Origin of the sequence: Lachnoanaerobaculum sp. Marseille-Q4761 (assembly GCF_017565785.1) — a bacterium.
In the GTDB taxonomy this organism is placed as follows: domain Bacteria; phylum Bacillota; class Clostridia; order Lachnospirales; family Lachnospiraceae; genus Lachnoanaerobaculum.
In genome coordinates this window covers 1,441,008-1,463,619 of record NZ_JAGEKB010000001.1, presented here as the reverse complement: position 1 = coordinate 1,463,619, position 22,612 = coordinate 1,441,008, and the positions used below count along the sequence as shown (strand labels likewise).

Genomic DNA, 22,612 nt, shown 5'->3' with positions numbered 1-22,612 from the left:
TAATTTTTACTTGTATTATATATTATTTTGTGCATTTATTAAAGTCTATTCTTTATGTCCGCCTATCTGCCTGTTTCTATCAAGTGCAGTGCCCTCTTTTTTAAGATTCAGCCCCTTAAATATTGCATTTTTTCCGAACTTTCTTTTTAACTTCAATACGGCTTTCATTCTTTTATTTTCTTTGTCTTCCGATTTTAACTCGCTTTCCAAAAGATTTCCCGTATAATTTACCTTGTCATTTCTGCTTATATCACTTGCTACTATTACAAGCCTCCTAAACAATAATATAGGATTTGCCAATCTTTCAAAAAGCTCCTCGCTCTTATTGCAGATTTCTGAAGTTGAGCTTGTATATGATGAGAGATTTATTGATCCATGTACACTTTCAGGCTTGGTTCTTCCATAAAAATCTACCTTTATATTGCCGGTATATTTTTTTGCCACCTCGGGATCTAAGAGACTATCCACATCATATCCGAGGCTTAAAGTAACCTGTCTTGTAACAGTCTCTTTTTCAAGTAGTGAAAATGAAAGTCTCTCAGCCATTTCTATAACAATGGTTCTGACTTCATCATAATTATAAGCTCTTAATAAAACCTGCCCTTCACTTATACTTTTTTTCTCAGGTGTATAGGACTTTATATCCTTAATATCCGTACTGTCTATTCCCCATGCATGTTCTATCAAAAAGCTTGCATTTTTCCCAAACAACTTATACAAAAGATCTATTCCCTCATTGACTCTGTTCTTTTTTAAGCTCTCCAGGGCAATATCCCCCATAGTGTATATACCGTATTTTGCAAGACTCTTACTATACCCTCTTCCGATTCTCCAAAAATCCGTAATCGGTGTATGTGGCCAAAGCTTTTCTCTATATGATTTTACAGAAAGTTCTCCTATCCTGACACCATGTTCATTCGGCTTTGCTTTCTTTGCCATAATGTCCATGGCTATCTTTGACAGGTACATATTTTCACCTATACCTGCACTTGCTATTATTCCCGTAGTATCAAAAACATCCTTTACCATCTTTTCAACAAACTCTACCGCATTGTCCTCGATATAGCCTGTGATATCTATAAATACCTCATCCACGGAATATACATATATATCATCCGGTGAAACATATTTCATATATACGCTAAGAATCTTTGCACTGTACTCCACATATTTTTTCATTCTCGGAGTGGCTATAAGTACATCCATTTCAAGCCTTGCGTTATTTTTAAGTTCTGAAAGAAAATATGATTTCCCCTCAGATTTTCCGGTAAGCTTTTGCCTCCTGAGATTGACCTCGTCAAGTCTTTTTATTACTTCAAAAAGCCTTACTCTCCCCGGTATTCCAAATGTCTTTAATGCCGGACTTACTGCCAGACAGATTGTCTTTGAGGTTCTGCTCTCATCCGCCACCACCAAGTTTACATCCATGGGATCCAGATTTCTTTCCCTGCATTCCACGGATGCATAAAAGGATTTTAAGTCAATCGCAACAAATGTTTTTTTACTCTTCATTCTAATTATCTATTATTTTTGCTTCTTTCCCCAAAGCCGGTATTATTTTATTTAAAAAGTCCTTCGTACTTATTTTCAGTGTGGATGTATTTTCACATGGATGGCATCTGATAAAATCAGCCTTTATTACATCACTGTCTATTACGAGATCCACTCTGTTGTCCTTATCATTTAAAAGCCCCAGTACACTTACAGAGCCCGGTGTCACATCCAAAAACTCCTTAAGATAATTTTCCTTTGCAAAGGAAAGTCTCGACATATCAAGCTTTTTTGAAATATCCCTTGTCACATATTTTTTATCTCCGGGCATCATAAAGAGGAAAAATCTGGTTTCCTGCCTGTTACATAGAACTATATTCTTACAAATCTTTACTCCCAGTGCACCTTCTATCTCCCTGCATTTATCCATATCCGAAGCTTCATCATGATCCACCACTTCATATTCTATTCCTATGCTGTCCAAAAAATCATAGCATCTTTTTTCATTATCCTGCCTTTTTTCTATATCGACAGGTCTTCCCTTATAGGGTTTTGAAATATACATAAAAACCTTCCAAATATCGTTCTATTCTAATATAAATACATATTTTTTATTATTTGACAGCTCTTTATCAAACTTGAATCCGAGTCTGTCAAACTCTTTTATTTTTTCCTCATCCTGAATATTGTTTGATGCGATAAAATTTACCATCTCTCCCCTTGCCATCTTTGCCAAAGTCGCTTTTTGCACTGTTTTTCCTTCTTTTCTCTCCGCAAAAATACAGCTGATAAATTTATCTTCTTTTGAGAGATAACTTTCTACAGTCTTTGAGTATTCTTTTGAAGCCAGATTTATAACTACATCATCTTTTTCAAAAAGCTTTTTATATATCTTATCGCCCCAAAACTCATATAAATTCTTATGTTCTCCTACAAAAAACTTTGCCTGCATCTCAAGTCTGTACGGGCTTACACCGTCAAATGCCCTAAGTATCCCAAAGAATCCTGAAAGTATATACAGATTTTCTCTGATATACTCAATTGCAGAAGCTTCCATTACATTCACAGCCATATATTGATATTGTATACCTTGGTAAGAAAATATTGCAGGGGTGAGACTCCCCTGCAAATTCATATCTTTAAATCTTTCAAAATTTTCATCCGCAATTTTTTCATTGCATTTCCAGATTTCTTTTAATTCCTCATAAGTCTTTTTTCTTATTTCCTTTAAAAGATTCTCACTGTAGTCAATATATGTCGGTATACTGCTGCCAATATAGCTGTCCGTATTTTCTATCATGGTCTTGGCAGGTGATACTATTATTTTCATTCCACTATCTCCAGCATCTCTCCCGGATTTTTGGCTGCTTTTACCTTATCCATCGCCTCTATAATGATCCCTTTTTCATCTATAAGATATGTGGTTCTCACCACTCCCATAGAGGTCTTTCCATAAAGTTTTTTCTCATGCCATACATCATAAGCCTGTATAACATCAAGCTCGGGATTTGAAAGCAGTGTAAACGGCAATGAATACTTATCTTTAAACTTCTTATGTGATGCCACACTGTCCTTGCTTACACCTATTACCTCTACTCCCTTTTCACTAAACTGCGGGTAAAGTTCTCCGAAACCGCATGCCTGACTTGTACATCCCGGTGTATTATCCTTTGGATAAAAATACAGTATCAGCTTCTTGCCCTCATAGTCTGAAAGGTTTCTAATTGTTCCGTTCTCATCCGGAAGTGAAAACTCCGGTGCTTTTGTTCCTATTTGTAACATAAATCTCCATCCTTATAAAATCTCTTTAAATATTCCCTTTAATGCAGGGTATATCTTTTTAAACTTCTGATATCTTTCCTCGTATTTTAATACAAGCTCTTCTTCGGGCTTTATTTTTTCTTTTATTTTTATTATAGCTTTTGTGGCTGTTTCAACATTATCATATTCCCCGCAACCTACTGCCGCAAGTATGGCGGCTCCAAATCCCGGACCTTCTTCGCTTACAGGTACTTCCACCTCTACATTCATGATATTTGCCACAAGTTTTTTCCAAAGTGGGCTCTTTGCACCTCCACCGCATATCATGGTTTTCTTTATCTTTATGCCGAGACTTCTTGCCACCTCCAAGGAATCTCTAAGAGCAAAGGTCACACCTTCAAGTATTGCAAGTGTCATATCCTCTCTTCTTGTGTCCATGCCCATTCCGATAAAGCTGCCTCTGGCAAAAGGATCATTATGGGGTGAGCGCTCTCCCATAAGGTATGGTAAAAAGAAAACCTTGTTTTCTCCAAGATTATCTATATCTTGTTGCTCTCCCGAAAAATCCTCCGTTTTTAATATATCCTCCATCCACCATTTATTACATGAAGCTGCACTGAGCATACATCCCATCAGATGGTAATTGCCGTCGGCATGGTCAAAGGAATGAAGCGCATTATATTTATCCACTCCGAAGTTTTTGCTTGAGATAAATATAGTTCCCGAAGTTCCCAGAGAAATATTGCAGGCACCTTCTCCCACTGTAGCTGTACCTATAGCCGCCGCGGCATTATCACCGGCGCCTGCTATTATTTTTATATCTTCATTAAGCCCGAGTTCTTTTGCAAGCTCCGGCTTTATATTTCCCACCACCTCATAGCTTTCATAAAGCTTTGGAAGCATATCCTCGGAGATAGAACAGATTTTTATCATTTCCTGTGACCATTTTTTATTTTTTACATCCAAAAGAAGCATGCCGGAAGCATCTGAATAATCTGTGCAAAAACTTCCGCTTAACATATAGCTGATATAGTCCTTTGGAAGCATTATTTTAGATATTTTTTCAAAAATTTCCGGTTCATTATTTTTCACCCAAAGTATCTTAGGAGCGGTAAAGCCGGCAAATGCAATATTTGCTGTAAGCTCTGAAAGCTTTTCCTTGCCGATAACATTATTTAAATAGTCGGTTTCCTTAGTACTTCTGCCGTCATTCCAAAGTATTGCAGGTCTTAATACATTGTCATCTTTATCTAAAATTACAAGTCCGTGCATCTGTCCGCCAAAGCTGATACCCGCTATTTTTTCGGCTGCTCCTGCTGCGAGTTCCTTTAAGCCTTCCTTTACCGCCCAAAACCAGTCTGTAGGATTTTGCTCCGACCAGCCTGAATGAGGGAAATATAGCGGATATTCCTTAGATACGGATTTTACAAGTTCACCCCTACTATCCATCATCACAAGCTTTAGGGCTGAAGTTCCCAAATCAACACCGATATAATACATACTTACCTCCTAGTTTCAATAATTCTAAGCTTATTTACAGTCTTTTTATTACTTATTACATTAAGGTTATAAAGTTTGCTTGTCAATTCTATTCTTGCTGTTTTTTCTGATAAAATTGCTATTGATATTTAATAATTTTTGCACAACTGCCTATGAGCCGTTTCTTTTTGGCAGATGCAATTTAAACACCGAATCTACAAAAAATATCGCAAGTGCTATCGAACCTGAAATTTTTAAGGTTTCATTCATATAGGTGCTTAAATATGAAGATTCTTTTATAAATGCATAAGCACATCTGTATATTGAGCCTCCGGGAACTATCGGCAAAATACCGGGAATCAAAAAATTACTTACCGGTGCCTTCAAAACTCTTGCCAGTATATGTGACATGGTTGCAATACAAAGTGCGGATACCAACGCGGCTATCTCCACTCTATATGCAAAAATATCTACGATAAGGTATACCGCCCAGCCGACCATACCTGTAAATCCTGCCTGTACCATATATTTTTTTGGCAGCTCTATCATTATGCAAAAAGCCACCACTGCAATAAATGCACCAATTATTTTAAAAAACATATTCGCCTCACAAAATAACATATGCAAGTGCCACCCCTACAGCTACCGCAAAGGCTACCACTCCGGTTTCAAGCCCTCTGCTGACACCTGCCGTATAATCTCCGTTTAATGTATCCCTCATAGCAGTGGTAAATATTACTCCGGGAACTATGGGCATGATTCCGCCTATTATCACCAAATCAAGGTTTATGCCGGGAAGCAGAAACCGCTGAAATCCGATTGCAGTCAGAGTCATTGCAAATGTGGAAATCATATTTAAAAAGAAAGAATTAAAGCCGAAAGGTACAAGTACCCACTGTGTAACAGCCATAGCAAGACCTCCGACTCCCGCTACCACGCAGTCGGTAAAATCTCCTCCAAGCATCATAGTAAAAAACAGTGCAACTCCCACAAATGAAAGTCCGTATAACACTCCCCTAAACTGCCTCACATCTTTTATACGCTTTATTTCTTTATATGCCGTATATATATCTGTTTTACCGGAACTGAGCGCTCTGGATACATTATTTACAAGATATATCCTATTGATATTTGTGGTTCTTTCCGGCACTCTCTTTGACATTGTGATAAGCCCTTCATCACTGTCAAGAGTCAATGTAATGCCTGTAGCCAAAACGAAGGCGGTATGTGAATCACATTTTGAATAATCCAAAATCCTGTTCATAGTATCTTCTACTCGACTGATTTCCGCCCCGGCAATGAGCATGGTTTCACCGGCGAGCATTGCCGTCTCCGCCACCACCCTCTCAAGGCTTTTTGACATATTTTTTTCTTCTGCCACTTCCTCTTTCTCCATTGCATTATTTTTAAAGTTTATAAGTTTGCACGCAACTCACTTATTTTATCACGCAAAAGTGCTGCATTTTCAAAATCCAATTCCGCAGCCGCTCTGAACATCTTTTTCTCAAGTTCTTTTATAAGCTTATTTATTTCCGCCTTGTCCATGGACTCTACATCCTTATCAATAGTTGAAACGCTCTCAGCCGCCTTTGATATGGCTATCAAATCTCTGACAGCCTTCTTTATTGTGGTAGGAGTGATTCCATGCTCCCTGTTATAGGCTTCCTGAATTCCCCTTCTTCTATATGTTTCATCAATAGCGGCTTTCATGGAGTCGGTCATATTGTCGGCATACATTATTACATGCCCGTCTGCATTTCTTGCCGCCCTTCCTATTGTCTGTATCAGCGAGGTCTCACTTCTAAGAAAGCCCTCTTTATCGGCATCCAGTATTGCAACTAAAGTTATCTCAGGTATATCAAGACCTTCCCTTAAAAGATTGATACCTACAAGCACATCAAATTTATCAAGTCTCATATCTCTGATAATCTCGGCTCTCTCCAAAGTATCAATATCAGAATGTAAATATCTTACCCTTATACCAACCTCCTTCATATACTCGGTCAAATCTTCCGCCATTCTTTTTGTAAGAGTTGTGATAAGGATTTTGTTCTTTTTTTCTATCTCTTTATTCACCTCAGATATAAGGTCGTCTATTTGACCTTCCACCGGTCTTACACTGATAGGAGGATCCAAAAGCCCTGTAGGTCTTATGATTTGTTCGGTTCTAAGCATCTCATGCTCGTTTTCATATACACTTGGGGTGGCGGATACAAAGAGCATTTGATCTATCTTTGACTCAAACTCGCTAAATTCCAACGGTCTGTTATCAAGTGCCGAAGGCAGTCTGAAACCGTAGTTTACCAGAGTTGTTTTTCTTGATCTGTCGCCGGCATACATTCCTCTTACCTGTGGGATGGTAATATGTGACTCATCTACAATTATAAGAAAATCATCTTTAAAATAGTCTATCAATGTATATGGAGGCTCTCCCGGTGCTGAACCTGTCAGATGTCTTGAATAGTTTTCTATTCCCGAGCAAAATCCCGTTTCTCTCATCATTTCCACATCAAAATGTGTTCTTTCATCTATTCTTTGTGCCTCTATAAGCTTATCTTCCGATTTAAAAAACTTTACCCTCTCATCACATTCTTCAAGGATATGTTCTGTAGCAATCTTCATTTTTTCAGGTGCTACAACATAGTGAGATGCCGGAAAAATAACCGCATGTGCAAGCTCTGCCAGAATATTACCTGTGAGCGTGTCAATTTCAAGTATCTTCTCCACTTCATCTCCGAAAAACTCAAATCTGAGTGCTGTGGATGTGGATGCCGCCGGGAAAACCTCCAGTACATCTCCTCTCACACGAAATGTACCACGGTGAAAGTCCATATCATTTCTGTCATATTGCATATCTATCAGCTTTCTTATGACATCATCTCTGTCTCTTTCCATACCCGGTCGCAAAGAAACCACCATCTCCTGATAATCAATGGGGCTTCCCAGACCGTATATACAGGACACTGAAGCCACTATTATAACATCCTTTCTTTCTGAAAGTGATGCTGTAGCCGAATGCCTGAGTTTATCTATCTCATCATTTATTGCAGAGTCTTTTTCTATATATGTATCTGTAGAGGGAACATACGCTTCGGGCTGATAATAATCATAGTACGAAACAAAATACTCTACGGCATTTTCAGGAAAAAACTCCTTAAACTCACCATATAACTGTGCAGCCAAGGTCTTATTATGTGCTATTATAAGTGTGGGTTTTTGCAGTCTTTGAATAACATTTGCCATTGTAAATGTCTTACCGGAGCCTGTAGCCCCAAGCAATGTCTGAAACTGATTCCCTTCTTTAAAACCGTTTACCAAAGCCTCTATTGCCTGAGGCTGGTCTCCTGTAGGCGAAAACTCTGAATGTAATTTAAATTCCATTATTTTAACCTTTCTCTATCGGCAAATCGCCAAGCTACAAAAATTATAGCATGTGAGAAAATAAAAGTACAGCATAAAAGAACATTTGTTCGAAATATATTGCAGCCAAAAATACGAATTTTATACAATGCTTGATATGTTTTCATATTCGCTTGCAACCTGAAGTTTTGCCGCCTGCTTTTTTAAAAGATCTAAAAAACTCTCCATAATTTCCCCTTTTTTATATGTTTGATACAGGATTTATATTATATCATGATATCTGTTATATTAAATTTCATATTTATTTTTCTTAAATTATATATTTATTTTTTTAAGATTTACATTTTACACACAAACCTACTATACTATAGATATATAACTTTTGCCATCACAATATTGAATATAATAAGCTGATCGGAGGTGTATTTTATTTAATGAATAAAGATGATATCAGGTACATAAGCTATGTGGAAATATTAAGAGAAGAGCTTGTACCTGCCATGGGATGTACCGAACCTATTGCACTGGCCTATGCCGCAGCAAAGGCAAGAGATGTTCTTAACAAACTGCCAAAGAGCGTGGTCGTTGAGGCAAGCAGCAGTATAATCAAAAATGTGAAAAGTGTTATTGTTCCAAATACCGGATATTTAAAAGGCATACCTGCGGCTGTTGCAGCCGGTATAGTTGCCGGAGATGCAACAAGAAAACTTGAAGTCATATCAAATGTGGACGAGGGTAAAAAGACCGAGATTGCAAATTTTTTGCATAATATAAAAATTGATGTTTTTCCGCTTGATCCGGGTTATGTATTTGACCTTATTATTACGCTTTTTTCCGATGATGATTATGTAAAAATCCGTATTACAAATCAACATACAAATATAGTGCTTATTGAGAAGAGTAATGATATAATATTCGAGGCAAAAATAGAAAATAATGCTACATCCGGCAGTGCTTACAGAGAACTTCTTACCATGGAAGGTATATGGGATTTTATCAATTCTCTGGATGTATCGGATGTCAAGGATATTTTGGACAGACAGATATTTTATAATACATCCATATCCGAGGAAGGTCTTTTAGGCAATTACGGAGCAAATATAGGTTCCGTTTTACTTGATACCTATGGAAATGATATCAAGGTCAGAGCAAAGGCAAAGGCTGCCGCAGGCTCCGATGCCAGAATGAACGGCTGTGAACTTCCTGTTGTTATAAACTCGGGCAGCGGCAATCAGGGCATTACCTGCTCAATACCTGTTATAGAATATGCCAAGGAACTGAAAACCTCCAAGGAAAGACTGTATCGTGCACTGGCACTTTCAAATCTCACTTCCATACATCAAAAGCATGGTATCGGTACTCTTTCCTCATACTGCGGTGCTGTAAGTGCAGGAGCAGGTGCAGGTGCAGGAATTGCCTATCTCACAGAGGGAAGTTTTGAAGCTGTCGAACATACCGTTGTCAATACACTTGCCATAGTATCGGGTATTGTATGTGACGGTGCCAAAGCCTCATGCGCCGCAAAGATAGCTTCCTCAGTGGATGCCGCTATAATGGGACTCAGCATGTATAAGGACGGACAGGCATTCCATGGCGGTGACGGTATTGCAATGAATAATATAGAAGAAACCATCAAGGGAATCTCAAAGATTGGCAAGGACGGAATGAGAGAAACAAATAATGAAATCATAAAACTTATGGTAGAAAACCATTAAATCTTTAGGAGGATTTTGATATGAAAAAGAATGGTATTTTAAACAGCCTGCCTTTCAGGCTGTTGCTTGCACTTGTAATAGGAATTGCTGTAGGCCTTTTCCTGAATAAGAGTGATACAAGCGCACTATCTGTTGCACTGCTCAATATAATAGTGACTGTCAAGTATATTGTAGGGCAATTTATAGGTTTTTGTATTCCGCTTATTATAATAGGATTTATAGCACCTTCCATTACAAGGCTTGGCAGTAATGCATCAAGGATACTTATAGTGGCTCTTATAATAGCCTATGTGTCCTCTATTGGTGCGGCTTTCTTTGCTACAGCATCAGGATTTTTAATACTTCCTCATATGAGCATTACTCCTGATGTGGAAGGACTTAAGGATTTGCCTCAGCTTGTATTCCAGCTCTCCATACCTGCAATAATGCCGGTTATGAGCGCCCTTTTCTTCTCAGTGATGGTAGGACTGGCTGCCGCATGGAATAGAAGCGAGCTTATTACAGGAGTTTTGGAGGAGTTCCAAAAAGTTGTACTCAGTATAGTAACAAGATTTGTAATACCTGTACTTCCTGTACTTATAGGTACCACCTTTGCCACACTTGCCTATGAGGGAAGTATTACAAAGCAGTTACCTGTGTTCCTTGTAATTATTATTATGGTAATGATCGGTCATTATATCTGGCTTGCACTCCTTTATCTGATTGCCGGAGCTTATGCAGGAGCAAATCCTTTGGATATTTTAAAGCATTACGGACCTGCATACATGACTGCGGTAGGTACCATGTCAAGTGCCGCTACACTTTCAGTTGCTCTGGAATGTGCTAAGAAATCAGAACCTACACTTCGTGATGATATGGTAAATTTCGGTATTCCTTTATTTGCAAATATCCATCTTTGCGGTTCTGTAATGACTGAGACATTCTTTGTAATGGTTGTTTCAAAAATGCTTTACGGTGAATTCCCTTCTCCTGCAAAAATGATTTTATTCTGTTTGCTTTTAGGAGTATTTGCAATAGGCGCACCGGGAGTTCCGGGAGGTACCGTAATGGCTTCACTCGGTCTTATAACAGGTGTACTTATGTTTGATGAGACCGGAACAGCTCTTATGCTTACAATCTTTGCACTTCAGGATTCATTCGGTACAGCTTGTAATGTAACAGGCGACGGTGCTCTGACACTTATCCTTACCGGGTATGCAAAAAAGAATAAGATAGAGCCCCAAAAGCTTGGAAATATATTGGAGTAAAATAAATTATTTGAGTAAACAAAAAAATGGCTATCACTTATAGAACCGTATTCATAAAGTGATAACCATTTTTTTATATATTTCATACGAAGTTATTGCCTATACTTTATTATTATAGTATATATTAAGTATATCAAACTGATTATTAATTATATGAACTCTAACCGGATAAATTTACTTTTACCGAACATCATATAATTTTCTTGTGTACGAAAGGAAAATGTTATGAGAAAAAATAAATACTTGCTGCATATTATAATTGCGCTTACCATTACAGCCTCTGTAGGTATTACAGCCTGTAAAAGTTCAACTGATGAGACAAAGATAAGTGCCGATGATCCAACTTCCTCTGTAGTAGAAGAAAATAAAGAATTGGAATCCCAAAAAAACACAATGGATCTTGACTATAAGAGTTTGACGGTAGAAGATCTGACAAAAAACTTAATCGGTAAGAATGAGCTTACAGATGAAGAATTTTTAGAGTTGGTATCAACTTACAGATATGTCCCCATTACTGAAGATTTAAATCTTGAAGACGGAAGTGTTACACAACAGGCATTTTCGTTGTTAGACGATAAGAATGTCAAGTATACTGCAAGCCAAAATGTACTAAAAACCTTGATAAAAAGTGAATATCCTCAACTTAGGGGTATTGCATGTGAGCTGATGGATGAATTTAACGGAGCAAAAGAAGAAAACATAGATTTGGTGAAAGAAATCCTAAAGACAGAAACAGAGCCATATGTACTTAGAAGAGCTGTCAGTGTAGTAGCATATAAAGCCGGAGAGGATCCCGAAATTGCAAAGTTCCTTCTTGATATGGCTAAAAATGAGAATCCCGGAGTAAGAGAAAGAGCAGCCTATTGGTTATGCATCGGTTCTAATAAGGACATAGAAGGAGCGCAAGATCTGGTTTTTGAACTTATGCAGGATGATAATAAAGAAGTTATGAGAACTGCATGTGAAAAAAGCGGAGTATTTAGAGATAATACAAAAATCACGGAATATTTAAAAACAATACTTCTTGATGACAGTAAATACGAACTTCATGGTATCTGTGGAAAAGCTCTTATAGACATGTGGCTTAATCCTACTTATATGAACGGTCATAATGAAACTGCTTATAATGCAACTGTTGAATATATTGAAAAGACATCAAGAAATGAAAATATACCTGAGTTTACAGTGCTTAATTATATGAGTGGAATATCTGATACAGGTTTTGAAGAATGGAAAGTACAAAATCCGTACTACAATAAGGATAAAATAATAGCTGCAATGATTGAAATTATTAAGGATCCTAATGCAAATAGTTTGGCACGTGCTTCTGCTATTGAAGTAATACATGCTCATGGAAAAAAAGAAGCTCTGGCATCTATAAAATCTGTAATTGAAGCTTTGACGGACAAAGATGCCTCACTTATAAAGGATGTTTTTTCTAAAGAGCTTACAAAATAAATCATAAAATGCGACAAGAGTAAATAAAACTCAAGTCGCATTTTTTAACTTTATATTTTAACAACTTTATTGAAATAAGTAAAAATATCTTAGTGTAATATAAATCTCTAATTCCCTTTATTATTGTACATCCACTTCAGTACCGCCATAGATATAATAATTGTATATCCTATAAAGCTTAATCTGTCCGGAATCTGACCTACAAATATAAATCCTAAAAGTGCTGAATATATAACCTGTGTATAGTCATATACCGAGATTTCCTTTGCCGGAGCATATGTATAGGCTTTTGTAATGCAAACCTGTCCCACCATTGCAGAACATCCCGAACCCATAAGCATTATAAACTGTATAGGGCTTGGAATGATAAAATCTATAGCCATAAGCGGTACACAGAATATACTTGAAAAAACCGAGAATGAAAATACTATGAACATTCCCTTCACACCTTTACCGGTCATCTTTCTCACTAAAGCATATGCAATACCTGCCATAAGTCCGCCCATGACTCCTATCATAGCTACTACAAATGCAAAATTTGCACTTGGCTTTATTACAAATATCGCACCTATAAATGCTACTACCGTAGTTAGAATATCCATCATAACCGGTTTTTCTTGTAAAATTATAAAGCTTATCAGTATTGCAAAAAAAGGACTAAGTTTATTCAATATGGATGCATCTGCTATATTCATATGGTCAATTGCATAGAAGTTACAGATAACACCGATAAATCCACAGGTTGACCTGATAAATAATAAAATCCAATTTTTTCTTCCTATATTTTCCCAATTATAACCGTTTTTTATAAGCATAAAGAATGCTACAAAGGCTGCAATAAGATTTCTGAAAAACACCTTTTCAAATGTGGGCAGTTCTCCCGCCATTCGCACAAAGAGTCCCATCAGGGAAAAACCGAATGCAGCTCCAAGTATGTACAATATTCCTATTTTTTTATTATATTTATTCATAATGAAATTTTTCTCTTATCTCTTTTTTTCTAAATACTTCTCTTAATACATTTATGCAATATAAAAATCCGGGTATAAGAAACATATCCGCAGCTATCCATGCCAGGGGTGATGCCATACATGCCGCCACAAAGCCAAGATGTGGAACTGCCACAAAACCTATAAATCCTCTGACAAACATCTCACATACTCCGGACAATATGGCAAACATAGGAAATCCCATACCTTGAATGGAGTTTCTCCATACATTAACAAAGATAAGTGCAAAATAAAAGCCCGAATTCCACAAAAGGAATATCCTTGCCTTTTCTATTACATCAGTCTTTGTTGCATCAATGAAAAACTTGGGCAATTCTCCGCCGATAAATATTATTAAAACAAATACTGTTGCGGAATATATTATTCCTATTATTGTAGCTACTCTTACGCCTTCCTTTACTCTTTCAAGCTTTCCTGCACCTACATTCTGTCCGCAATAAGTAGCCATGGTCGCTCCAAGAGCATCTGTTACAGCCACACAAAAGCTGCTTATCTTACTGCCTGCCGTTACCGCAGCTACAGCCACAGCTCCCAGTCCGTTTACGGCAGCCTGCAATATTACAGAGCCTATGGCGGTGATTGAATACTGCAATCCCATAGGGATGCCCATGGACAATAATATCTTTATATGCCTTGCAGATACTCTACCCTCTCCCGATTTAAGCTTTAATATATGAAACCTTTTAACCATAAATATTACACATAGTATCCCGGATACCAGCTGTGATATAACTGTTGCATAGGCAGGTCCTGCCACTCCAAGTCCCATAAACTGTATTGATACAATATCCAGCACTATATTAAGCAATGCCGCCACTATAAGAAAATATAGCGGAGTCTTTGAGTCTCCCAATGCTCTTATAATACTTGCCGTCAAGTTATAAAGATACATTACAGGAATGCCTGCAAATATAACAATAATATATATATATGCTTCATCCAGAATTTCTGCGGGTGTATTTGTCACTACAAGTATTAACCTTGTAAGCAGACATACTATTGAAGTAAGAACTACTGAGAAAAATATTCCCATATATACCGCATTCATAGTGAATCTTCTCATCTCACTATAGTCTTTTGCACCGAATTTTTGTGCTATAGGTATGGAAAATCCTGCCGTATTTCCAATAACAAAGCCGTTTACCATGAAAAAGATGGCACCTGTGGAACCCACAGCTGCCAATGAATTAACACCCAGATACTTACCTACCATTACCGCATCCACCATACTGTAGAACTGCTGGAATAATGTTCCTATAAGCATGGGTATAGCAAATGCCAATATAAGTTTTAAAGGTTTTCCACAGGTCATATCTGTGATTCCCTGTGATTTCTTTTGTATATTTTCTTCCATAATTACCTCAAAACAGCATTTACATTTCGTCAATACTTTTATTTAAAACCATCCTAAGATTATCTATACTGTTATTCAGTATAAGTTCTTTTGGGAAATCCATTTCAGTCAACAATGTATCACAGTTTCCAAAATCACCCACATCATCCGCATAATGACTGTCTGTATTACATATTATATATGTTCCGTATTTTCTTGCAGCCTCAAGCATCTTTATGGCATTCTCTCTTCCATGAAGTCTTGCGGACTTAGGATTCAATGATGAATTGTTAAGTTCAAGGACAATGCCCTTTTTTTTGGCTTCCTTTGCCAGTTCATCATGATCCATAGGATATCTTCCGTCATCCGGATGCCCTATAATCTTTACATATGGATTTGACATGGCACCAAAATATGCATCCATATTCTCCTGTAGGCTTCCCGGCTCTATACAGATGGTATGCATACTGGCTATAACATAATCAAGTCGATTCAAAATATTATTATCAATATCTAAATTTCCCTTGAAATCAATTATATTTGCCTCTACACCCCTAAGTATCAATACCCCTTTATATCTTCTGGGTATTACCTTAAAATTCATGAAATATATATTTTTACATGAACCGGGTACCGCTTCACTATGATCTGAAAAACCATATGCCAGAAGCCCTTTAACAGCCGCCTCTTCCATATTTTCCTTCAATGTAGAGTAAGCATGACCGCTGGCAATGGTATGCGTATGCAAATCAAATAAAAATTTCATATCAGTTCTTAAAAAGATCTCCTAACTTATCTATTGCATTTTCTGCACCGATACCGGCAATCTTAGTCTTTACACCTGCAATAACATTGTCGAGCTGACCGTCAGGTATATCAATACCTGTAAGGCTTTCTATTGTTTTCTCAGGATCCTTAGCCAGATTTGCTAAAAGTGCAGGATCTGCCTTTGCCTTATTTACTATATCTGTTACTATTTTTGTGATATCCATATTTTCTCCTTTCTCTATAACGAAAGCCAAGATTATATATTGTATCTTGGCTTAGGTAAATCAATTATATTATTTAATTAGTTGCCTGACATCTGCTTTGCAACTTCTTCTGCAAAGTTCTCACTCTTCTTTTCAAGACCTTCACCTGTCTCAAATCTGACAAATCTCTTGATTGAAATATTAGCATTGTTTGCCTTAGCAACCTCTGCAATGTAAGCAGCTACAGACTGCTTTCCGTCTGCCGCCTTTACATAAGCCTGGTCAAGAAGGCAGATCTCCTTAAGTTCTTTCTTAATTCTTCCCTCGATCATTCCCATTATAACCTTCTCAGGCTTTGAAGCTTCCTTAGGATCATTCTTGATTTGAGCTAAAAGAATCTCTCTCTCTTTTGCAAGATAATCAGCATCAACTTCCTTATCTGAAGTATACTTTGGATGAAGTGCCGCAACCTGCATTGCAACATTCTTTGCCATCTCTTTGATTTCATCATTTACAACATCTGTTACAACGTCTACAAGTACACCGATCTTTCCGCCGCCATGGATGTATGAAACTACGCAACCGTCATTTTCTTCAACCTTCTCAAATCTTCTGATTGACATGTTCTCACCGATAACAGAGATCATGCTTGAAAGCTTCTGACCTACTGTAAGGCTCTCATCAAGCTCCCACTTCTCCTCGAGGAAAGTTTCCACATCAGCTGCACCTGTCTTTAATGCCTGTGCTGCAACCTCTGCAACATAAGTTCTGAACTTCTCATTCTTTGCAACGAAGTCTGTCTCGGCATTTACCTCAACTACAACCGCTCTCTTTGCGTCATCACTGACACAAACATCTACCACACCTTCAGCCGCTATACGACCGGCTTTCTTCTGTGCTCCTGCAAGTCCCTTCTCACGAAGAAAATCAACAGCTGCATCCATATCTCCATCAGTTGCAGCGAGGGCCTTCTTACAGTCCATCATTCCTGCACCTGTCATCTCTCTTAATTCTTTTACCATTGCTGCTGTTACTGCTGCCATTGTAAAACCTCCTAAACATTTATAATATGACAAGTTGCAAAGCGGTAAACCCTCTTTGCAACCTGCCTGTAAGTCAATTATTTTTAATATTAAAACTGTCTTTCGTCCAATGCTTCCTTATCAGGAGCGAATGTCTCACCCTCAAGAGCATCATCGGCAACATCCTCTGATGTTGAAAGGATTTCACCCTGATTTGCCTCGATAACAGCATCTGCCATCTTAGCTACGATAAGCTTTACGGCACGTATTGCATCATCATTTCCCGGAATAAGATAATCAAGCTCATCAGGATCACAGTTTGTATCACAAATACCGATAAGCGGAATACCTAAAGTATGTGCCTCCTGAACACAGATTCTCTCCTTCTTCGGATCTATAATAAATATTGCGTCCGGAACATCCTTCATATCCTTGATACCGCCAAGGTTCTTCTCAAGCTTTTCCCATTCCTTCTTTAACTGGATAACTTCCTTTTTGGGAAGTAAATCAAATGTACCGTCTTCGCTCATCTCTTCCAACTGACGAAGTCTCTTGATTCTTGACTGAATTGTCTTAAAGTTTGTAAGCATTCCACCAAGCCATCTCTCATTAACATAGTACATTCCGCAACGCTCCGCCTCTTCCTTGATAGCATCCTGTGCCTGCTTCTTTGTACCTACAAAAAGAATCTTTCCGCCATCCTTAGCTATATCCGACATAGCATTGTATGCTGTATCAACCATACCTACACTCTGCTGAAGGTCGATAATATGGATACCGTTTCTCTCTGTGTAGATATATGGAGCCATCTTAGGGTTCCATCTTCTTGTCTGATGTCCAAAGTGAACACCTGCCTCAAGTAATTGCTTCATTGAAATAACACTCATTGTTTTTCTCCTTTGGTTTTTCTTCCAACGGGCTTAAGAAAAGGACCTATGGCACCACCTTCCTTATTCACCCGATGTGCTTATTTAGCTATAAAATTTTATCATATAATTTATTCTAATTCAATAGAAAGATATAATAAATAACATAAGTTTTTTAAGCCTAAGTTTTTTAAGTTTTTTATTTTAAAACAGAGTCTTTCCTATATTAAAAAAGGGAGCTGTTTACAGCTCCCCAAAAACCTTGATTATAAAATCAACATGATATCATTCAATAATTAAGGTGTTTCTCTTATCCACTCACCATTGGCATCCACATCATATCCGTCCGGTGTCTTCATATTTGCATACATTGCTCCCATAGGCTTACCGTTTGATGAATCCTGACTTAAGTAATAATACTTGCTTCCGATATTGATCCATCCTGTACGCATAACTCCTGATATCTGATCCAGATAGTACCAGTTGGTTCCATCATTGATCCAGCCCTTTACCAGACTTCCAAAGCTGCCGTTATGGGTGGTTGACAAATAATACCATCCCGATTCTGTGTTTATCCATCCGGAATACATAACTCCGTCGGTGTTGAAATAATAGGTTTCAGTCTTTGTTTGACCATTGTGGAGATAAATTATATCAGCCCAAACACCTTTAAGCTTATCACCGCTTTTAAGGTTAAACTCCCAATTGTTTCCAACCTGCTTCCAGCTTCCGTCTACATTATCCATATAGGCTTGTGCTCTGGCAGGACTCATTATAATTCTTGAGTTTCCGGAAGTTTGTCCGCCTTTTCCACTGCTTCTGCCGCCTCCTGAAGAACCGCCTCCGCCGGAGCCGCCTCTTCCGCCGCCGCCGGAACCTCCGGAGCCACCTTTATTATTGTTATTGTTTTGAGGTTTTTGCGGAACGTATCCGTTTATCTCCTGTATTACGGCATTTAATGCAGCCTTTGCCGCATTCATTTCAGCTACTGTTGGTGACGGGTTGGTTTTGTTGAATACCGAAACCGCATCTGCAAGTGCTGATGTAAGAAGGTTTCTATGCTCTTCTTTTAAAGCTGAATTGTTTAACATACCGTTGGCAGTGTTTATAGCATCGCCAAGTTCACTTCTTGCCTGTGTCCAATCCGGTGCAAGCTCATAGAATGCATATAAAGTTAAATTCGAGTTTATAGATTCAGTATTTATATCAAATGCCTGATAATCTCCCTCGCTTCTTGAATAACCCTTAAATGCATATTTTCCATTATCAAGATTTGATGTGAAATCAAGTCCCAATGCGGTAAATGTCGTATTATCTACCAGCTTACTTCCCTTTCTGATACGGATTGAAGCATTATTTGAAGGAGTTCTGCTGTCCACCAACTTAAAGTTTACAGGCTTGCTGTATGAAAGCACAAAACTCTCTCCTATATTTGCATCAAAGGAGAATATTCCGTTAAATCCGTCAGAATTTAAATCAGGCTGTGTTGGAACTTCAGAAGCGCTTCCACTTGCTTCATCAACTCTGTAAAGTGCATAACCGATCATTCCCATATCCGCCGGTGCAAGTGTTGTATATATCTGTACAGGTCCGTAGTTTTCATTCTCTGTAGGAACAGGTTTATTAACACCGTTTACATTTCTCTTTAATCCTACATTTAACTGCCATAGGGTATCTGTATTATCACCTCTTTGTGATTCTACAATACCGAACACATTTGCAGATACACTCTTCTTGTCAAGACGAATAATATACTCAACAGTCTTACCTGCACTCAGTGCATCAAAATCACTTCCCGCACTTGTAGCATTTGTATTAAAGCTGTTTTTTGCCTGCTTTAATGACTCTGTTGTTATTCCGAATGCTCCTGTCTCAGGTGCAAACTTTACAGCAACTGAAGGGGTTGCCGGAACAGGTTCTGCATACACTGCCTCAAGCACAACATTTGAATTTACAGTAATTGTCTGTGAACGGTTGTTTCCGTTAAATCCGTTTACATTTCCGCTTATAAGTTGCCATCTTACAAAGGCATTTCCGTTTGTATCAGTTGAGTTTGTACTGATACTTACCTGATCTCCTGCCTTAACATCGCTTATCAGCTGCTGATTATTTACAGCTACAGAAGCTCCGCCGCTTGTATGACCGCTTATTCTTCCCTCACCTTCAATTTTAACTGTAAGAGGAAGTGTGCTTGATGTAGTTCCTGATGATACCGATATTGTTTTTCCATATCCTGCTGCAGCATTTGCCTGAGGTGTCTGACTTCCTCCCACCGGCTTTGATACAACACTGTATGTTTTATCCGGTGAAAGTCCGCTGAATGTAACACTTCCTGATGAAGGACTTACCCAACCGTCAGCACTGCCTGCCTGTGCCACAACATCTCCGTTCTCATCTACAAGTGCATATACTGCTGATGAAGATGCCGGATTTACAGTGATTGTTGCACTGTTTCCGCTTATATTTACACTGTATCCGCTTCCCACTGAAGGTACTATTGCTACCGCAGGCTGACTTTGGTTTGCACCGGGTACAAATGGTGATCCCACTGACTGAGGCTGTCCTGCCACAACTTCATATACACTGTATTTTTGTCCCGGAACCAGATTTTCTATTGCACCGTTTTGCAAAGTTATTCCGCTTTTTACAGCTACAACTGTTCCGTTTTCATCAACTACCACATAATCTCTTAATGTGTTGACATTTTCAACCTTTATTTTACCGTTTCCGTTTGCATCAACAGACGGATTAAGATGAGGTATTGCATATATATGATCCTCATTTAACAGCGGATCAAGCATGAACATAGCCGTATAAGTATCTGCCGACTGTACTGTGTCACCTGCACTAAATCCTGCTGTAGTTCCTACAAGATTTCCTGACAGATTATACCATCCTGCAAATACATATCCTGCATTTGCCGTAGGTGTAGGTGCAATGCTGCTAAGAGCGGTTCCGTTTAACTTCTCTGTTTGAGACGGAGCTCCTGCTATACTTCCATTACTTCCGGCTCTAAAGCGAACAGTTGACCATGCATTCGGATCCTTTACATACTTAAATATAAGCTTTGTAGTCTGACCACCTGTTAATGTCAGCATATCCGTCATCTCAAGCTTATTCGGATTTGTAGTGGATACTCCGTTTCCTGATGCATTGGCATAGTACCAACCGTCTTCAACATATCCTGTATTTGCAGTTCCTACAGTTGTAACGGAAGCCACAATGTCAGATAGTGCATGAGTTCCTGCCAAGAACTGAGGCGGTGTTGTAATTCCTCCAAGGCTTCCGCCTGTTGTAGAGGAAAGTGTAACTGTTGCCATATCTGCAAGATTCGGTGAGTAGTACACTGTAATTGTATCTCCACCCTCCTTAGGATCATAGGTTATACTTCCCGGTGTGCTTCCTGACGGAGGAGTCGGAGTGAATAAATTAAACTGTGCCGTATCATAGTCGATATAGGAATAGGTGTAATGATCTACTACAGGTAAAACTATATCGCTATATGTTGTTCCCGCCGGATGTGTCAGTGTTACATCATTAATTGTAGGGAAATTAGGATCTGTTGCCCCTACAGTTGAACGATATTTTACAGTTACATTAGTCGGGAATGCCGCATTTTCAGTATATTTATACTTAATTGTTACACCCTGATTAGGCATCTTATTGATTTTAAAAGGTGTTGTAGCATTTACAGAAGCATGATTTGAAGTAAAAGGTGAACCTGTTGTATCAAGTCCCCTTACCTTATAATAAGTATTACTTCCAATAGTTACCGCTCCCGAGTCATTATTTCCGGTCACAATCTCATAGCCTAAATAATTATATTTGTGCTGTACAACTCCGTAAATATCGGTTGCTGAAGGGATATTTGCTAAAAGTGGAACTGTTATTCCTGCTCCTGCATTATCACTTTCTGCCGGGAAATTACCCACATTATTATTATTTCCTGAAAGTATGATAGGGGTTTCAATTCCGCCGTTATCAGCCACATACTCAACTTTAACTCTGAAAGTCTTTGATGTATCGGGCTCATAATTAAACCTTACTTCCACATTACGGTTTGGCATCACTCCTGTAAATCCGTTACCCGGAGTATTTACAAGAATCTTAGCATTTCCTATAGGCGTATTGTCCGCACTGTTGGTTTTACTCTCACCTATCTCAACTCCGTTTGTAGATAAAAGCTTATATCCAGGAACTTCAATAGCAGTTCTTTCAACCGAGTTTCCCGGTTGTAATCCTGTGGTCTGCTCATAAAACTTCCATGTGTTTCCACCGCCAAGATCTCTTAAAGCTACCGTTTTTAAGTCAAATGTAGTTGAACCGCTCCAAAGAGCCTTATAAATTACATAACTGTAATAAGGATATGCCGGCTCCATGGATGTCCTGGTCTCCTCATTTCCGCCTGTAGCATCATTTACCACAATCCTTTTCCAGCCCTGAAAACTGTAACCGTTCCAAGTAGGTATAGTACCGCCGGCACCTCCCCATGGAAGATCCGGTTTGTTTCCGCCTGAAAATGCTATGGATCCATAGTTGCCGCCATTAAACGGTGCTGAAGCACTTAGAAGACTTCCGGCTGTTCCCGAAAACTCATAATAGCCGTCTGTTTGAGTACTGCCTGACCATCCGGTATAGGTGGATTTATTAAGTCCCGGTCCCTCTCCCGTATCAAACACTATCTTACTTGCAGCTCCATGTGCCGCGCTCGCAGACGCACCGAATTTTCCATGCACAGTATTATAATAATCGCTGCTTTCATTTGCCAGGACATTTGTAGGCATTATGGACAAAGCGGTAAGTGCTGCAAGGACTGAAGCAAAATATCTTTTAATTTTTCTTTGTTTCATTTTTTCTCCCATAGTCGTGGCGGTTTCCCGCCACGACACATTCTTTATC

The 22,612-nt window shown here is 38.5% G+C and carries 18 protein-coding genes; 3 read left to right on the top strand and 15 right to left on the bottom strand.

The annotated features are described in order from the left end of the window. Positions 1-45: 45 nt before the first annotated feature. The 8 genes from J4O15_RS06700 to uvrB form a co-directional block, all read right to left on the bottom strand. Positions 46-1,512, bottom strand: a complete 1,467-nt coding sequence (locus J4O15_RS06700) for a Y-family DNA polymerase (protein ID WP_208100147.1) — start codon at positions 1,510-1,512, stop codon at positions 46-48. Between the two features lies 1 nt (position 1,513). Then, complete coding sequence (locus J4O15_RS06695) at positions 1,514-2,056, bottom strand: prolyl-tRNA synthetase associated domain-containing protein (RefSeq protein ID WP_208100146.1); 543 nt, start codon at positions 2,054-2,056, stop codon at positions 1,514-1,516. Positions 2,057-2,077: 21 nt separating this feature from the next. Further along, a complete protein-coding gene (yaaA, locus tag J4O15_RS06690) occupies positions 2,078-2,821 on the bottom strand; it encodes a peroxide stress protein YaaA (RefSeq protein ID WP_009220090.1) in 744 nt (247 codons plus the stop codon). After that, the gene (gene bcp / locus J4O15_RS06685; RefSeq protein ID WP_009220089.1) at positions 2,818-3,273 is read right to left on the bottom strand and encodes a thioredoxin-dependent thiol peroxidase; all 456 of its coding nucleotides are present in this window, start codon (positions 3,271-3,273) and stop codon (positions 2,818-2,820) included. Before bcp ends, yaaA begins: the two co-directional genes overlap by 4 nt. Before the next feature lie 12 nt (positions 3,274-3,285). Beyond that, a complete protein-coding gene (gene xylB, locus J4O15_RS06680) occupies positions 3,286-4,752 on the bottom strand; it encodes a xylulokinase (protein WP_208100145.1) in 1,467 nt (488 codons plus the stop codon). Positions 4,753-4,902: 150 nt separating this feature from the next. Further along, entirely contained in the window at positions 4,903-5,331 is a 429-nt protein-coding gene (locus J4O15_RS06675; RefSeq protein ID WP_208100144.1) for a threonine/serine exporter family protein, read from the bottom strand. Between the two features lie 7 nt (positions 5,332-5,338). Further along, the gene (locus tag J4O15_RS06670; RefSeq protein WP_009220086.1) at positions 5,339-6,112 is read right to left on the bottom strand and encodes a threonine/serine ThrE exporter family protein; all 774 of its coding nucleotides are present in this window, start codon (positions 6,110-6,112) and stop codon (positions 5,339-5,341) included. Positions 6,113-6,144: 32 nt separating this feature from the next. Beyond that, on the bottom strand, positions 6,145-8,112 hold the full coding sequence (uvrB, locus tag J4O15_RS06665) for an excinuclease ABC subunit UvrB (protein WP_208100143.1): 1,968 nt from the start codon (positions 8,110-8,112) through the stop codon (positions 6,145-6,147). A 413-nt stretch (positions 8,113-8,525) separates the two neighbouring features. On the opposite strand from uvrB, the gene J4O15_RS06660 reads away from it, so the two are divergent. The 3 genes from J4O15_RS06660 (at position 8,526) to J4O15_RS06650 (ending at position 12,511) form a co-directional block, all read left to right on the top strand. Further along, positions 8,526-9,806 carry an L-cysteine desulfidase family protein gene (locus J4O15_RS06660; RefSeq protein ID WP_208100142.1) on the top strand — a complete coding sequence of 427 codons (1,281 nt, stop codon included), beginning with the start codon at positions 8,526-8,528 and terminating at the stop codon, positions 9,804-9,806. A 20-nt stretch (positions 9,807-9,826) separates the two neighbouring features. Next, the gene (locus J4O15_RS06655) at positions 9,827-11,053 is read left to right on the top strand and encodes a dicarboxylate/amino acid:cation symporter (RefSeq protein ID WP_208100141.1); all 1,227 of its coding nucleotides are present in this window, start codon (positions 9,827-9,829) and stop codon (positions 11,051-11,053) included. Between the two features lie 225 nt (positions 11,054-11,278). Continuing rightward, positions 11,279-12,511, top strand: coding sequence for a HEAT repeat domain-containing protein (locus J4O15_RS06650; RefSeq protein WP_208100140.1), 1,233 nt, complete (start codon positions 11,279-11,281; stop codon positions 12,509-12,511). 107 nt (positions 12,512-12,618) lie between these two features. On the opposite strand, the gene J4O15_RS06645 is transcribed toward J4O15_RS06650, so the two are convergent. The 7 genes from J4O15_RS06645 to J4O15_RS06615 all read right to left on the bottom strand — a co-directional run bounded on the left by J4O15_RS06645 (position 12,619) and on the right by J4O15_RS06615 (position 22,563). Further along, complete coding sequence (locus tag J4O15_RS06645; RefSeq protein ID WP_208100139.1) at positions 12,619-13,482, bottom strand: DMT family transporter; 864 nt, start codon at positions 13,480-13,482, stop codon at positions 12,619-12,621. Continuing rightward, positions 13,475-14,875, bottom strand: coding sequence for an MATE family efflux transporter (locus J4O15_RS06640; RefSeq protein ID WP_208100138.1), 1,401 nt, complete (start codon positions 14,873-14,875; stop codon positions 13,475-13,477). Before J4O15_RS06640 ends, J4O15_RS06645 begins: the two co-directional genes overlap by 8 nt. Positions 14,876-14,894: 19 nt before the next feature. Continuing rightward, positions 14,895-15,620, bottom strand: coding sequence for a phosphatase (locus J4O15_RS06635; RefSeq protein WP_009220078.1), 726 nt, complete (start codon positions 15,618-15,620; stop codon positions 14,895-14,897). Between the two features lies 1 nt (position 15,621). After that, positions 15,622-15,846: a hypothetical protein gene (locus tag J4O15_RS06630; protein ID WP_208100137.1), complete on the bottom strand. Its 225-nt coding sequence runs from the start codon at positions 15,844-15,846 to the stop codon at positions 15,622-15,624. A 77-nt stretch (positions 15,847-15,923) separates the two neighbouring features. Continuing rightward, positions 15,924-16,868, bottom strand: a complete 945-nt coding sequence (gene tsf, locus J4O15_RS06625) for a translation elongation factor Ts (protein WP_208100136.1) — start codon at positions 16,866-16,868, stop codon at positions 15,924-15,926. A gap of 89 nt (positions 16,869-16,957) precedes the next feature. After that, positions 16,958-17,734 carry a 30S ribosomal protein S2 gene (rpsB, locus tag J4O15_RS06620; protein WP_208100135.1) on the bottom strand — a complete coding sequence of 259 codons (777 nt, stop codon included), beginning with the start codon at positions 17,732-17,734 and terminating at the stop codon, positions 16,958-16,960. A gap of 275 nt (positions 17,735-18,009) precedes the next feature. Further along, positions 18,010-22,563 (bottom strand): FIVAR domain-containing protein, encoded by a 4,554-nt coding sequence (locus J4O15_RS06615; protein WP_208100134.1) that lies wholly within the window; start codon positions 22,561-22,563, stop codon positions 18,010-18,012. Positions 22,564-22,612 lie beyond the last annotated feature (49 nt).